Raw genomic sequence first — 13,657 nt, 5'->3', positions numbered from 1 at the left:
CTAGACCAGGTTCGCCACCGGCCGCGCCGCAACGCTGTTCGGGAAGATGGTGGAGTCGAGCGCCGCCTTGTCGACGCCCATGTGGTCGGCCAGCACCCCCTTGAACAGGCCGCGCATGTCCAGGCTCGGCGCCACGTCGCGGTTCTCGAACAGGGCGCCCTGCTTCAGGCTCGGCCAGTCCCCGACGATGCCGCCGGGCTTCAACGCCCCGCCCAGAATCAGCGCCGTGGAGCCCGTGCCGTGGTCGGTGCCGGCGGTGCCGTTCGTGCGTGCGGTGCGGCCGAACTCGGTGGCGACCAGCACCACGGTGTTCTTCCACTCCGGCCCCAGGCCCTGGTGGACCCCGTCCAGCACCGCGTCGAGGTAGGCCAGGCGGCCGTTCAGCAGATTGGCCTGGCCCGCGTGGCTGTCGAAGCCGTCCAGCGAGATCGCCGCCACGGTCGGCCCGCCCGGCTCGCGCATGAAGCCGGCGAGGGATTCGCCCAGCGTCTTCGCCGCCTCGCGGCCCTGCTGCACGCCGGGCGCGCCGGCCCCGGCCTTGCCGCCGCCCTTGCCGCCCATGGTCGCGCCGCCATCCAGGCCGGCGGTCGCGGCCTTGGCCATGGTCTCGGTCTCCAGGCCGCGAGCCAGCGCCGGCCCCAGCAGCGGGTCGTTGCGGTAGAGGTCCTGCAGCAGGGTGGGCAGGCGCGCCTCGGCGTCCACCGCGCGGCCCGGCGACCAGGAGGCGGTCTGCACCTTGCCGCGCAGGATCAGCGGCGCGGTCGCGCCCACGGACATGGCGTCTACCTTGCGGTGCGCCGACAGCGTCTCCACCGCCCGGTTCAGCCAGCCCGAGGTGGTCGAATAGACCCCGGCCGCGCCGGTCTCCAGCACGTCCTGCGCCTCGAAGTGCGAGCGCGCCCGATCGGGCGTGGCGATGGCCGGCGCGATCCGCGCCTCGCCGGCCTTGGCGAGCGCGTGGACGGCGGTGAGCTGCGGGTGCAGCGCGAAAGTCGCGTCCACCGGCAAGGCCTCGCTGGTCAGCGCCAGGCCGCCGCGCAGGGCGTGATAGTCAGGATCGCCCACCGGCGGGGCGACCGACAGGCCGTCCATGCCGCCGCGGCAGATGACCACGATGACCTTCTTCTTGTTGGCCGCGCCGTCGGCCGCCATGGCCGGCACGGCCAGCAGCTGCAGCGAGAGCCCGAAACCGGCCGCGGTCGCGAGCAGGCCTCGTCTGGAGGGTTGGAGAGCGTTCATCGGCGTTGGAACTCCGGCGACATCAGGAGGAGGGCGAAACCCTCGGGCCGCGACTCGGCGCGGGAAATGGCCTTGGCGGTGTCGGGCGTGAGCCGCGCGCCCAGGGCGTCGGCGGCCAGTTGGTTCGGATCGCGGTCGCGCGCCGCGTTCTGGGAGAAGTTCTGCGCGAACTGCATCCGCTTGACGATGGCGTCGGGCGCCGCCCACGACTGGGCGTCCTCCGGCCATCCTTTCGGCGAGGGCGCCGAGAACGGCTTCTGGCCGAGCGAGGTCAGCACCCCCCCAAGCTGCTGGAAGCCCACCGGCTGGGCGTCGGCGGCCCGGAAGCTGGAGACCAGGAACTCGTAGGGCGTCTTGAACTTGCGCGGCGTCGGGTCCCAGGCTTCCGGCGCGGAGACCAGGGTCTCGGCCACCACCGCCAGGTCGCCGCCGCTGCGCATCCAGGCGTCGGTGAGGCGCGCGGTCAAGGCCGGCGGCGGGTCGTCGGCCACGAAATGGCGGGCGATCTTGCCGCAGACGAACCGGGCGGTCTGCGGCTTGGCCGCGAGGTCGGCCAGGATCTGCGCCGTCTGGCGCCGGCCGCCGCCATCGTATCGCACGTTCATCACCGTGCGGACGCCGGGCTCGTGGGCCTGTTCGCGGAACGTCGCCACGCCGTAGGCGCCGTCGCGCTCGTTGCCGATGGAAAGGCCGGTCATGGCGCGGGCGAATTCGGTGACGTCGGCCTGGGTGTATCCGCCGTTCACGCCCACGGTGTGCAGCTCCATGATCTCGCGGGCGAGGTTCTCGTTGAGGCCCAGCGTGCGCTGGGCGACCGGCTGGACCTGGCCGCCGAACAGGCCCGCGCCGCGCGCGCCGCGGTTCCTGGCGAATTCCGCCGCCGGGCTGTCCGGACCGATCGATTGGATCTGGTCCAGGTAGGTCAGCATGGCCGGATGGGTCTCGACGGCGTCCAGGAGGTCGCCGAAGCGGCCGAAGACGTGCGGCCGGACCGCCTCGTCCTCGAAGGGCCCGATCACCGTGCCGGTGATGGCCTTGGTGGCCGAGACGGTGAAGTGGTTGGCCCAGAACAGCGCCCAGCGCTCGCGGAACGCCGCGTCGGTGGCGGCGCCCAGCGCCGCGCGGGCCTCGAAGTCGCTGGAGATGTCCTTGCGCAAGACATTGCCGACCTGCTTGACCGGATCGAACGCCGCCTTGTGGGCCTCGCCGGCCTGAGCGGCCTGGGCCATGTTCGGATCCTGCGCCGCGCCGGCCGGGGCCGGCCGCGCGTCGTTGGCCTTTTCCAGCCGGACTTCGCGCCGTTCCTTGCGGAAGTCGCGGAACTCGGCCATCCGCTGGGCGGTGCTGACCGCGGGCCCGGCCGGCATGTCCGCGCCGCTTTTACGAATCTGGCTCTTGAGGAAGCCCTGCGGATCGGCCTTCGCCGCGGCGAGCTCGCCGGGCTTGGCCCCGAGCCCGAAACGGGTGACCGCCACGGCGGCCATCATGTCCTGGTTGCCAAGCGCCACCGGGTGGCCCTCCTTGCGCTTGTCCCTTTACGCCGTCATGTCACCCAAAAGCGGCGCAATGCGGGCCGGGACGTTACGGGAGCTACTCAAGACTTGGCGCGAGGATTTCACGAACCCGGCGACAAGCCTAGGCGGTTCTACGGCGCCGTTTCTGTCGCTCCGATGAACGGTGGTTTTACCGTGATGCTCGACGGCCGGGGCCTGCGCGGGCCCAAGGGCGCGCCCACCGTCCTGCCGACACAGGCCCTGGCGGAACTTGTGGCCGAGGAATGGGCCGGGCAGGGCGAGACGCTGGAGCTGGCCGCCATGGCCGCCACGCGGCTGGCCAACACCGCCCTGGAATCGGTGCCGCAGGCCCGCGAAGCCACCGCGCGGCAGGTGGCCGACTACGCCGGCGCCGACCTGCTCTGCTATCGCGCCGAGGGGCCTGTCGGCCTAGCGGCGCGCCAGGCGGAGCGGTGGGATCCGATCCTCGCCCGGGCGCGGGCCGAACTGGGCCTGGCGTTCATCCCCGCGGTCGGCATCGTCCACCAGCCGCAGCCGCCTGAAACGCTGATGGCGGTGGAGGCGCTGGCGCTTGGCCTGGGCGATTTCGCGCTCACCGGCCTGGCGTTCGGCGTTCCGCTGTTCGGCTCGGCGGTGCTGGCGTTGGGCCTGATGCGCGGCTGGTTCACGCCGCAGGAGGCCTTCGATCTCTCGCGCCTCGACGAGGCCTGGCAGGAGGAAAAGTGGGGGATCGACGAGGAGGCGGCCGAGCGCACCCAGCGCCTGCGCGGCGAAGCGATCCTGCTGGGGCGATGGTTCGCCGCGCTGCCCCTTTGAAATCCCTGGATTTCTGACAGAACGCCGTTTGGCGCCCTTCTTGCGGCGTTCGGTCGCAGTGCGGGGCTTTTGTCCCGGAACGGAGCAGATTTTGCCGTGATCGCGCCGGTCACAACCTATGGCGGTGTCAGCTTGACACAGGCGACCCAGATCGGGGCGGCGATGACCTATGCGGTCTCGCCGAGCGCCGATGCGCCATCCGCCGAAGATCAGGCGCAGACCGGCGGCGACAGCGGGGCCGAGGACAAGGCCGCCCAGCTCGTGGCCTCGAACGTCAGCCTCAGCCCGGCTTCCATGTCCGCCCTGATCGCGGCCCAGGCCAACCTGACCCAGAACGCGCCGGCGATCATCCGCCGCCACACCGCCGAGACCCTCGGCCGGATGATCTGGAGCCTGGACCAGGCGCCGCCGCTCAGCCCCGCGCCGCTGGCGGTGCGCCGGCTGCAGGCGGCCCAGGCGGCCCTGTCCAACAGCCTGGTCGACCTGACGGTCTGATCCCCGCCGCCGCCCGCGCTTGCTTCGGCGCCGGGCGCGCTCTACCCCTTCTTCCGTTCAGGGAAAGGGGTCGAAGGCGCGTGAAGCACATCCTCGAGGAGCTTGAGACCCGTCGCCAGAACGCCCGCCTGGGCGGCGGCGAGCGGCGGATCGCCAGCCAGCACGCCAAGGGCAAGCTCACCGCGCGCGAGCGCGTCGACCTGCTGCTCGACGAGGGCTCCTTCGAGGAGTTCGACATGTTCGTCGAGCACCGGGCCACCGACTTCGGCATGGCCGAGCAGAAGATCCCCGGCGACGGCGTCATTACGGGTTGGGGCCGGATCAACGGCCGCGTGGTGTTCGTCTTCTCCAAGGACTTCACGGTGTTCGGCGGCTCGCTCAGCGGCGCCCACGCCCAGAAGATCCTCAAGGTGCAGCGCCAGGCGCTGAAGGTCGGCGCCCCGATCATTGGCCTGTTCGACGCCGGCGGCGCGCGTATCCAGGAGGGCGTCGAGAGCCTGGCCGGCTATGCCGACATCTTCCTCGAAAACACGCTCGCCTCAGGCGTCATTCCGCAGATCAGCGTGATCATGGGCCCCTGCGCCGGCGGCGACGTCTATTCGCCGGCCATCACCGACTTCATCTTCATGGTGAAGGACACCTCCTACATGTACGTGACCGGTCCGGACGTGGTGAAGACCGTCACCCACGAAGAGGTCAGCCATGAGGAGCTGGGCGGCTATCGCATCCACGCCATGAAGTCCGGCGTGGCGGACGGCGCCTTCGAGAACGACCTGGAGGCCCTGACCCAGGTCCGCCGGCTGGTGGACTTCCTGCCGCTCTCCAACCGCGAAAAGCCGCCGGTGCGGGAGAGCTACGACGACCCGGCGCGCGACGAGCCCAGCCTCGACACCCTGGTGCCGGCCAATCCCAACAAGCCCTACGACATGAAGGAGCTGATCTCGAAGGTCGTGGACGAGGGCGACTTCTTCGAGATCAGCCCGGACTTCGCCAAGAACATCGTGGTCGGCTTCGCGCGCCTGGACGGCCAGCCGGTGGGTGTGGTCGCCAACCAGCCGCAGACCCTGGCCGGCGTGCTGGACATTGACGCCAGCCGCAAGGGCGCGCGCTTCGTGCGCTTCTGCGACGCCTTCGAGATTCCGCTGATCACCTTCGTCGACGTGCCGGGCTTCATGCCGGGCACACGCCAGGAGCAGGGCGGCCTGATCCGCCATGGCGCGAAGCTGCTGTTCGCCTTCGCCGAGGCCACGGTGCCGAAGATCACGCTGATCACCCGCAAGGCCTATGGCGGCGCCTATGACGTGATGAGCTCCAAGCACATCCGCGGCGACATCAACTACGCTTGGCCCACCGCCGAGATCGCGGTGATGGGCTCGAAAGGGGCGGTGGAGATCATCTTCCGCTCCGAGATCGGCGACCCCGAGGCCATCGCCGCGCGCGAGGCCGAGTACAAGGCCCGGTTCGCCAACCCGTTCGTCGCCGCCTCGCGCGGCTACATCGACGACGTGATCATGCCGCATGGCACGCGCCGCCGCATCGTCAGGGCGCTGAAGAACCTCAAAGGGAAGACCCTGACCAACCCCTGGAAGAAGCACGATAACATTCCGCTGTAGGCGCGGAATCCCAGGAACCTATCGGCCGGCCGCCGGTTGGGGTCGCAAGACCCCACAACGGAGGAGGATTTCCCCATGGCCGGCAACAACTGGATGGACGATCGCGAGCGTCAGATCCGCGAACGCGACGGACGCGGCGATGACCGCTACCCCGACTTCCGCGCCCAGGACTATCGGTCACGGAACGAACGCTCCCCTTATGACGAGGACCGCACCTGGGACGTCGAGGACGAGCGGCCGGACATGCACGCGGCCCGGCGCAGCGGTCGCGATCGCGACCGGGTGTTCGGCGAGCGCGACACCGGCGCCGGCTATAACCGCGGCTGGCAGTCGCCCGGCTATCGCGGCGTGAGCCCGGCGATGCAGCGCGGCGACTACCGCCGTGCGTCGCAGCCGATGCGCGGCTACGGGCGCGAGAGCGATTCCGACGGCGCCTATTTCTACGGCGGCCGCTACTACGGCGACGACGGGCGCGAGCGCGTCTATGGCGAGGAATACGGCGCGGTCTCCTATGACGAGGCCTACAGCCCCACCCGGGCCCGCTACCACGCCCAGGGCTACGGCCAGCCGGGCTATGGCGACGGCTATGCCAGCGGCTACACCGACTATCGCCGCGACTTCGACCGACCCGCCAGCGGCGGGACCGGCGGCTACGACTACGAGCGCGGCTACGGCGACGGCGGACGCGGCGACGCGCGCCGGGCCACCTACGGCGGCCGCGACACCGGCGAGCGCATGGAGGATGCGGGCCACAAGGCCGGCGCCTTCCTGCGCCGCACCGGCCGGCGCGTCGCCGACTGGTTCAACGCCGGCGGTGAGGGCGCGCTCTATGACGACCTGTCGGCCACGCCGCCGATCCGTGGCGATGTCCACCGGGGGCGCGGGCCCCAGGGCTACAAGCGCGCCGACGAGCGGATCAGCGAAGACGCCCACGAACGGCTGACTGAGGATTCGTGGCTGGACGCCTCCAACGTCGCCGTTTCGGTGTCGGGCGGCGAGGTGACGCTCAGCGGCACGGTGGAGCACCGCGAGGCCAAGCACCGCGCCGAGCGGATCGTGGAGGACATCTCCGGCGTCGCCCACGTGCAGAACAACCTGCGGGTCGAGAAGGGGAACTACTTCACCAGCCCCGGCAGCGGCTATGGCGACAGCGTCCTGGGCGCCCAGATCCGCGACGCGGAGGCCGAGGGCGCGGCGCCGTCGGCGACCAACGGCGGCAAGAAGAACTAGCCGGGTCGCCCGCTTCGGCGGGCGCTCGCCGGAACCGACTGAGCGCGAGCGCGCTGATGGCCGATGCACCCGGTCCCGCGCGAACTCGCGGTCGTCTTCGCCATGGCGGCGGCGACCATCGTCATCCACCTCGTGGGGCTCCTGGGCCTTACGCGGCTGGTGGCGTTGCACCTGAAGCATCTGCGTTCGCCCTGGCTGGCCCTGGACAGGCTGGTGGTGCCGCTGGGGATCGCCTCCGGCCTCTTCCTGCTGCACTTCGTCGAGGTGCTGGCCTACGCCGGAGTCTACGCCCGGGCCGAGGCGACCCACGACCTGGACAACGCGATCTATCTTTCGGCTGGGGCCTACTCCACCGCGGGCTGGCCGGACGTGATCGTGCCCAAGGGCTGGCGACTGGTGGCGGCCTTTGAATCGCTGAACGGCATGCTGCTGCTGGGCTGGTCCACCGCCTATCTGTTCCAGACCCTGCAGCGCATCCTGCAGACCGACGAGACCCATCCGCTTCCGGAGGGCGCCATCGCCACCGAACCGCTGGAGCCGCTGCCGGAGGATCCGTCCTTCGGGGCCTGAAGGCGCGACCTCGCCTCTGAGGCGGCGCCTATATAGGCAATATCGGTGAGCGCGCTCAGCGACTAATGTTCTTCGACTTGATTGTCGAATGAACACCGCAAGTTAGGCCTTGGCGACCGGGCGTTGCGGGTGTCGGTTTTTAAAGGGGGTTCCTTTGGGTAAGCTTGCGATACTGGCCGCCGCGGCGGTCCTGTTCGGCGCGGCCTCGGCCAAGGCGGACCAAGCCATCACCTTCCCGCAACTGGGTGGTGGCCTTACGGTCGGCAACAGCTTCCAACTCGGCCAGGGATCGCTGACCCACTTCGGCAATACCGCCTCATCCGGCGTCGGCGTGGACGGCCCATTCGTCAGCGTTTCGGGATCGAACATTGTGAACGGCTCCGAGGTCTTGACGGCCAACGCCACGATCAACTGGGATTTCGAGGTCTTGGCGCCGGCCGACACCCTGGTCGGAACACAGGTCAATTTGACGATCACCGGAACCTACGACGCCTCCGTCACCTCGGCGGCAGGAGGCGGTGTCGGCAACATCTTCGTGGGACCGAACTTCGCGGAACTGACCTCTGCCTTCCACCAGGAATGCGATGGCGGCGACAAGGGGCAGTGCGGCCACGACCCCTTCGAGGTCCAGGCCCTGGTGACGGTCAACGAGGTGGAGGAAATCGAACTTCAGGTGAACGGCGTCGGCGGGGACAACCTGAACCTCGGCCACGGCTTCAGCTTCAGCATCGACCCGATGCTGAGTCTCTCGCCTGACCTGATAGACCAGGGCTTCAGCCTGCAGGTCGAGCCCGACGCCCTGCCGCCGCCCATCACCGGCGGCGTGCCGGAGCCGGCCGCCTGGACGCTGATGATCTTGGGCTTCGGGATGGCTGGCGCGAGTCTGCGCCGGCGTCGCGCCTTGGCGGGTTAGGCCGCCGGGACCGAAGGTTTCGCCACGCCCTCGCCGCGGCCAAGGCGGTCGGGCAGGGGCGCGCCGTAGGGGACGAACTCCAGCGACACGGAGTTGATGCAGTAGCGCAGGCGGGTCGGCGGCGGACCGTCGGGGAAGACGTGGCCCTGGTGGCTGCCGCAGCGCGCGCAGGTCGTCTCCACGCGCATCATGCCGTAGGAGACGTCGCGGATGCCCTTGACGTGCGCCTCGTCCACCGGCGCCCAGAACGACGGCCAGCCGGTGCCGCTCTCGAACTTGGTCTTGTGTTCGAACAGCGGCAGGCCGCAGAGCCGGCAGCAATAGACGCCCGCATCCTTTTGATCGAGCAGCCCGCCGCAGAACGGCGCCTCGGTGCCGTGGTGCAGCAGGACCTCGGCCTCCTCGCGGGTCAGCGAGGCCTCCAGCGCCTTGCGTTCCTCAGGGGTCGGCGGCGTCAGGTCGAAACCGCTTGGAGAGAGCTGGGACGGGGAGATGTGTGGCGCGCTCATGACACTCAATCTATGGTCCGCGCCGCCGGGGCGCCAGGGCCGGCGGGGAGAAGTCCGCGTAGATGTTTTCGAAGATCCTGATCGCCAACCGCGGAGAGATCGCGGTCCGCATCATCAAGACCTGCCGCCGGATGGGGATCGCCACGGTGGTGGTCTATTCCGAGGCCGACGCCGACTCGATGGCCGTGGAGATGGCCGACGAGAGCGTGTTCATCGGCCCGCCGCCGGCGGCCCAGTCCTACCTCTTGGCCGACAAGATCATCGAGGCCTGCCGCTCGACTGGGGCTGAAGCGATCCACCCGGGCTTCGGTTTCCTGTCGGAGAACGCCGGCTTCGCCAGGCGCTGCGCCGACGAGAAGATCGTCTTCATCGGCCCCAACCCGCACGCCATCGAGGCGATGGGCGACAAGATCGAAAGCAAGAAGTTCGCCACCAAGGCGGGCGTCTCGGTGGTGCCCGGCCACGTGGGCGAGATCGACGACACCGCCCACGCCATCAAGATCTCCGAGGACATCGGCTATCCGGTGATGATCAAGGCCTCGGCGGGCGGCGGCGGCAAGGGCATCCGCGTCGCCTGGAACCGCAAGGACGTCGAGGAGGGCTTCCCCGCGGTGCGCGCCGAGGCCAAGGCCAGCTTCGGCGACGACCGCATCTTCATCGAGAAATTCATCGAGAGCCCCAGGCACGTGGAAATCCAGGTGCTGGGCGACAAGCACGGCCACGTGGTCCACCTGTTCGAGCGCGAATGCTCGATCCAGCGGCGCAACCAGAAGGTCATCGAGGAGGCGCCGTCGCCCCTGCTGGACGCCAAGACCCGCGCGGCCATGGGCGCCCAGGCCGTCGCGCTCGCCCAGGCCGTCGGCTACGACAGCGCCGGCACCGTCGAATTCGTGGCCGGCCAGGACAAGAGCTTCTTCTTCCTGGAGATGAACACCCGCCTGCAGGTGGAGCATCCGGTCACCGAGCTGATCACCGGCGTCGACCTGGTCGAGCAGATGATCCGCTCCGCCTATGGCCAGGAACTGCCGTTCAAGCAGGACGACCTGAAGATCAAGGGCTGGGCCATCGAGAGCCGGATCTACGCCGAGGACCCGTACCGCGGCTTCCTGCCGTCGATCGGCCGCCTGGTGCGCTACGAACCGCCGGCCGAGGGTGAGCTGGCGACGGGCGCGGTGGTGCGCAACGACGCCGGCGTGCGCGAGGGCGACGAGATCTCGATGTTCTACGACCCGATGATCTCCAAGCTCTCCACCTGGGCCAAGACCCGCGAGGGCGCCATCGACGCCATGGGCCGGGCGCTGGAGGACTTCCACGTCGAGGGCCTGGGCCAGAACATCCCCTTCCTGGCCGCGGTGATGGACCAGGCGCGGTTCCGGTCCGGCAAGCTCTCCACCAACTACATCAAGGACGAGTTCCCCGACGGCTTCTGGGGGGCCGCGCCGACACCGTTCCAGCGCGACCTGATGGCCGCTGTCGCCTGCGCCATGCACCGGGTGCTGACGCGGCGCGCGGCGCCGCAGCTGCTGCGCGACGACTGGGTGGTGATCGAGAACGGCGAACGGCGCCTGGTTCGGGTGACCAATGGCGAGGCGCTGAGCGTCGAGTTCCTGGGCGAGGGCCGCACGCTCAAGCTCTCGGAGATCGACTGGCGGCCTGGTCGGCCGGTGTTCAAGGGCGTGCTGGACGGCCGCGCCTTCACCGCCGAGGTCCAGCCCGCGCCGGAGGGCTTCCGCATCCGTCACCGCGCCGCCGCGGGCCGCGTGCTGGTGCTGACGCCGCGCATCGCCGAGCTGCACGAGAAGCTGCCACCGAAGAAGGCCGCCGACACCTCCAAGATGGTGCTCTCGCCCATGCCGGGCCTGGTGGTCAGCCTCGACGTCGCCGTGGGCCAGCAGGTCCGCACCGGCGAGGCGGTGGCCGTCATCGAGGCGATGAAGATGCAGAACATCATCCGCGCCGAGCGCGATGGGGTGGTCAAGGCGGTGAACGCCAAGGCCGGCGACAGCGTCGCCGCCGACGAAGTGCTGGTGGAATTCGCCTGAGATCGGCGGTTCGGGCTATGTTTGGGCCGAATCTGGGGGCCGAATCTTGAAGGGTCGGGCATGAACGGCCAGGTCGACTGGGCGGAGCTGCTGTTTTCCGCGGACGGCCGCGCGTCGCGGGCGCCGTCCTGGATCGCGGCCGTGATCCTGCTGGTGATCGGCGCGGCTTACGACAACTTCGCGCCGCCGGCGCTGCACTGGATCACCGGCTGGTTCGTCTATCCGCCGCTGTTCTATTGCGCGACCTGCGTGCTCTCGAAGCGGCTGCACGACCGCGGCCGCTCCGGCTGGTGGGCGGCGCTGGTCCTGGTGGCGACGGTGGCGATCTGGCCGGAGCCGGGCCGCGCCTTCGGGCCGCTCGCCTTCCTGTTCGGCCTGGTGGTGATCTGGGCGATCATCGAACTCGGTGTCATGCCGGGTGAGACCGGCGCGAACCGCTATGGTCAGAACCCGCTCAAACCCGCCTTTTCCGTTCCCTGACCGGACGGGCGTCAGCGCCGGATGAAGCAGGCCTGACCCGCGGCTTCGAGCTTCTTGCAGAAGGCGCCCGCCTCGGTGTTGGAGGCGAAGCCCTGGATCAGGGCGCGGTTCACGGTCTTGCCGTCGGACTGCACGGTCGCGACGTCGGTCTTCAGCCCGCCCAGCGCCTCTGCGTGGGCCTTGCGGAACCTGGCCAGCAGGGCCTCGATCTCCGGCTTCGACGACGAGGCGCCGATCTGCACGGCGACGCCGCCCTCGCCCTTGGGCGGCTCGGCCTTGGTTTCCGGCTTCGGGGCCGGCTGGGGCTTTGGCGGCAGGGCGGCCTTGGGCGGGGCGATCGCGGCGCGCAGCGGCGGCGGTGGCGGGCTCGCCTCGGCCACCTGGGATCTGGCGGGCGCGGGCGGTGTCGGCGCGGATTTGGCGGCGGCGTACCGCTTCGCCGCGAAGGGGCGTTTGAAGTCGCGGTCGCAGAGGGCGGCGATCACCGAGCCCAGCGGCGCGCTGGCGATCGGCTTCACCCATGTCGGATTGGCCTCGCGGACGACCTTGCCGTCGGTCCTCAGGTCGCGGCTGCGGTAGCCGGTCATCTCCCCCAGCCGAACCAGCCGCTGGTCGCAGTCCACCTCCACCGGAATGCTCCAGGAGGCGACGCCGTCCTCGGAGATGATCTGCGGCGCGAGCGCCTCGGAAGAGGCCCTCGCCAGGAAGCCGCGCGGCTCGCCCTGGGGCAGGACCGAGGTGATGGCGGTGATCGCCGAGGGCCCTACGTCGACCACCTGGCCGAGTTGCAGGGGCGTTTCGCGTTGCAGCCAGGCCGCCACGTCGGGCAGGGCGCGTGAGGCGGGATAGGTGATCGGCGGGGGCTGGCCCAGCGCCGGCGCGGCGAAGGCCAGCATCGCCAGGCCGGCCGCCCAGCCAGCGCGAGGCGGGCGGCGGTGGGCGTCGCGACGGAGGTTACGGTCAAGCATCGGCGCTTCCATCGCACCGACTGGAGCTTTCGGGAAGACGTCTAGAGCGGCGGCGAAGCGTCGCTGACCGGCCCGAACACTTGCGTGAAACTGGCGCGCAGGGCCGCGTCGGCTGCGTCCAGCGTCACCGGCAGGCCCAGGTCCGCCAGGCTGGTGACCCCGTGCTCCGTCTGGCCGCAAGGCACGATGCCGCTGAAATGGCCGAGATCGGGCGCCACGTTCAGCGATATGCCGTGGAACGACACCCAGCGGCGCAGCTTGACCCCGATGGCGGCGATCTTGTCCTCGCCGCTTCCGTCCTGGCCGACCGGTGTCCCGGCCTGGCGCCGCTCGACCCAGACGCCCACCCGGCCCTCGCGCACCTCGCCGGTGACATCGAAGCGCCCCAGCGCCCCGATCACCCAGGCTTCCAGCGCCGCGACAAAGGCCCGCACGTCGCGCCGCCGCTGGGTCAGGTCGAGCATCACATAAGCCACCCGTTGGCCAGGACCGTGGTAGGTGAACTGGCCGCCGCGGCCGGTCTCGAACACCGGGAAGCGGTCGGGATCCAGCAGGTCCGCCGGCTTGGCTGAAACGCCGGCCGTATAGAGGGGCGGATGTTCCAGCAGCCAGACGAGTTCGCCCGCGCGCCCCTCGGCGATGGCCGCGGCGCGGGCCTCCATGGCCGCCACGGCGTCCGGGTAGGCCACTGGTGCGCGGGAAATCGCCCAGCCGGCGGGCGCACCGTCGCCGCGGCCGAAAATCGGCGCTTCCGTTTCCAAGTTTAACACCCGGTCAAGCATGTGGAGGCCAATGTGGGCCCGGGCTCGGCGATCCGCAAAGCCCGTGTGCCGCAAGGGTGTTCGTCCGTGAGCCAGGTCAAGGCCGTCAATGTGGAGATCCAGGTGGTGCTGGGGCGCTCGTCGATCCCCATGCAGCAACTGCTGCGCATGGGCCGTGGCGCGGTGATCCCGCTCGATGCCGGGGTCAATGACGAGGTCTGGATCCTGGCCAACAACCACCCGGTGGCGCGCGGCGAAATCCAGATCAACGACGAGAAGATCTCGATCCAGGTGACCCGCGAAGCCAACGTCTACGACTTCATGGCCGGCGGCCTCTAGCCGGACCCTGACGGGGCGCGGTTTCGCCGCCCTTCACAAAGCCTCCACTGTTTGCTACCCCCCGCGCCTCACCACGAGCGGTCGTGGCGGAATTGGTAGACGCGCAGCGTTGAGGTCGCTGTGGGGCAACCCGTGGAAGTTCGAGTCTTCTCGACCGCACCAGTGAAC

Annotated in this window: 14 protein-coding genes and 1 tRNA gene; 10 read left to right on the top strand and 5 right to left on the bottom strand. The window is 69.9% G+C overall.

The genetic code is table 11. From position 1 onward, the window contains the following. Together VGL85_RS01855 and VGL85_RS01850 are read right to left on the bottom strand one after the other, a co-directional pair. Complete coding sequence (locus tag VGL85_RS01855; RefSeq protein ID WP_331585412.1) at positions 1-1,239, bottom strand: DUF1501 domain-containing protein; 1,239 nt, start codon at positions 1,237-1,239, stop codon at positions 1-3. Then, a complete protein-coding gene (locus VGL85_RS01850) occupies positions 1,236-2,747 on the bottom strand; it encodes a DUF1800 domain-containing protein (RefSeq protein WP_331585410.1) in 1,512 nt (503 codons plus the stop codon). The genes VGL85_RS01855 and VGL85_RS01850 overlap by 4 nt, the downstream gene beginning before the upstream one ends. A 93-nt stretch (positions 2,748-2,840) precedes the next feature. On the opposite strand from VGL85_RS01850, the gene VGL85_RS01845 reads away from it, so the two are divergent. The 6 genes from VGL85_RS01845 (at position 2,841) to VGL85_RS01820 (ending at position 8,390) form a co-directional block, all read left to right on the top strand. Continuing rightward, entirely contained in the window at positions 2,841-3,569 is a 729-nt protein-coding gene (locus tag VGL85_RS01845; protein ID WP_331585408.1) for an ATP12 family chaperone protein, read from the top strand. A gap of 96 nt (positions 3,570-3,665) precedes the next feature. Further along, on the top strand, positions 3,666-4,064 hold the full coding sequence (locus tag VGL85_RS01840) for a hypothetical protein (protein ID WP_331585406.1): 399 nt from the start codon (positions 3,666-3,668) through the stop codon (positions 4,062-4,064). Between the two features lie 80 nt (positions 4,065-4,144). Next, a complete protein-coding gene (locus VGL85_RS01835) occupies positions 4,145-5,677 on the top strand; it encodes an acyl-CoA carboxylase subunit beta (protein ID WP_331585404.1) in 1,533 nt (510 codons plus the stop codon). Between the two features lie 75 nt (positions 5,678-5,752). Next, complete coding sequence (locus tag VGL85_RS01830; RefSeq protein WP_331585402.1) at positions 5,753-6,907, top strand: BON domain-containing protein; 1,155 nt, start codon at positions 5,753-5,755, stop codon at positions 6,905-6,907. A gap of 63 nt (positions 6,908-6,970) precedes the next feature. After that, on the top strand, positions 6,971-7,477 hold the full coding sequence (locus tag VGL85_RS01825; RefSeq protein WP_331585400.1) for an ion channel: 507 nt from the start codon (positions 6,971-6,973) through the stop codon (positions 7,475-7,477). A gap of 109 nt (positions 7,478-7,586) precedes the next feature. Further along, the gene (locus VGL85_RS01820) at positions 7,587-8,390 is read left to right on the top strand and encodes a PEPxxWA-CTERM sorting domain-containing protein (RefSeq protein WP_331585398.1); all 804 of its coding nucleotides are present in this window, start codon (positions 7,587-7,589) and stop codon (positions 8,388-8,390) included. On the opposite strand, the gene msrB is transcribed toward VGL85_RS01820, so the two are convergent. Continuing rightward, positions 8,387-8,899: a peptide-methionine (R)-S-oxide reductase MsrB gene (msrB, locus tag VGL85_RS01815; protein WP_331585396.1), complete on the bottom strand. Its 513-nt coding sequence runs from the start codon at positions 8,897-8,899 to the stop codon at positions 8,387-8,389. The two genes, VGL85_RS01820 and msrB, sit on opposite strands and share 4 nt — an antisense overlap. 62 nt (positions 8,900-8,961) lie before the next feature. Here msrB and VGL85_RS01810 point away from each other — a divergent pair, with 62 nt between their 5' ends. Further along, positions 8,962-10,941 carry an acetyl/propionyl/methylcrotonyl-CoA carboxylase subunit alpha gene (locus VGL85_RS01810; RefSeq protein ID WP_331585394.1) on the top strand — a complete coding sequence of 660 codons (1,980 nt, stop codon included), beginning with the start codon at positions 8,962-8,964 and terminating at the stop codon, positions 10,939-10,941. Positions 10,942-11,001: 60 nt separating this feature from the next. After that, positions 11,002-11,421, top strand: coding sequence for a DUF805 domain-containing protein (locus tag VGL85_RS01805; protein ID WP_331585391.1), 420 nt, complete (start codon positions 11,002-11,004; stop codon positions 11,419-11,421). Between the two features lie 11 nt (positions 11,422-11,432). Here the strand turns inward: VGL85_RS01805 and VGL85_RS01800 are convergent, their stop codons facing one another. Beyond that, complete coding sequence (locus tag VGL85_RS01800) at positions 11,433-12,389, bottom strand: SPOR domain-containing protein (protein WP_331585389.1); 957 nt, start codon at positions 12,387-12,389, stop codon at positions 11,433-11,435. Between the two features lie 41 nt (positions 12,390-12,430). Beyond that, positions 12,431-13,171: a lipoyl(octanoyl) transferase LipB gene (gene lipB, locus VGL85_RS01795; RefSeq protein WP_331585387.1), complete on the bottom strand. Its 741-nt coding sequence runs from the start codon at positions 13,169-13,171 to the stop codon at positions 12,431-12,433. Positions 13,172-13,183: 12 nt separating this feature from the next. Here lipB and VGL85_RS01790 point away from each other — a divergent pair, with 12 nt between their 5' ends. Both VGL85_RS01790 and VGL85_RS01785 read left to right on the top strand, forming a co-directional pair. Then, positions 13,184-13,489 (top strand): FliM/FliN family flagellar motor switch protein, encoded by a 306-nt coding sequence (locus tag VGL85_RS01790; RefSeq protein ID WP_414695149.1) that lies wholly within the window; start codon positions 13,184-13,186, stop codon positions 13,487-13,489. 77 nt (positions 13,490-13,566) lie between these two features. Beyond that, positions 13,567-13,651, top strand: a tRNA-Leu gene (locus tag VGL85_RS01785). The last annotated feature ends 6 nt before the right edge of the window (positions 13,652-13,657 follow it).

The organism is Phenylobacterium sp. (assembly GCF_036501465.1).
Lineage (GTDB): Bacteria > Pseudomonadota > Alphaproteobacteria > Caulobacterales > Caulobacteraceae > Phenylobacterium.
Note: the sequence above shows the minus strand (reverse complement) of the source record. Positions and strands in the feature narration are given on the sequence as shown.

Bases quoted from the DNA above. Each gene is read 5' to 3' on its own strand.
- VGL85_RS01855 (WP_331585412.1), bottom strand. From the start codon at position 1,239: ATGAACGCTCTCCAACCCTCCAGACGAGGCCTGCTCGCGACCGCGGCC.
- VGL85_RS01830 (WP_331585402.1), top strand. From the start codon at position 5,753: ATGGCCGGCAACAACTGGATGGACGATCGCGAGCGTCAGATCCGCGAA.
- VGL85_RS01825 (WP_331585400.1), top strand. From the start codon at position 6,971: ATGCACCCGGTCCCGCGCGAACTCGCGGTCGTCTTCGCCATGGCGGCG.
- msrB (WP_331585396.1), bottom strand. From the start codon at position 8,899: ATGAGCGCGCCACACATCTCCCCGTCCCAGCTCTCTCCAAGCGGTTTC.
- VGL85_RS01810 (WP_331585394.1), top strand. From the start codon at position 8,962: ATGTTTTCGAAGATCCTGATCGCCAACCGCGGAGAGATCGCGGTCCGC.
- VGL85_RS01805 (WP_331585391.1), top strand. From the start codon at position 11,002: ATGAACGGCCAGGTCGACTGGGCGGAGCTGCTGTTTTCCGCGGACGGC.
- VGL85_RS01800 (WP_331585389.1), bottom strand. From the start codon at position 12,389: ATGCTTGACCGTAACCTCCGTCGCGACGCCCACCGCCGCCCGCCTCGC.
- lipB (WP_331585387.1), bottom strand. From the start codon at position 13,171: ATGCTTGACCGGGTGTTAAACTTGGAAACGGAAGCGCCGATTTTCGGC.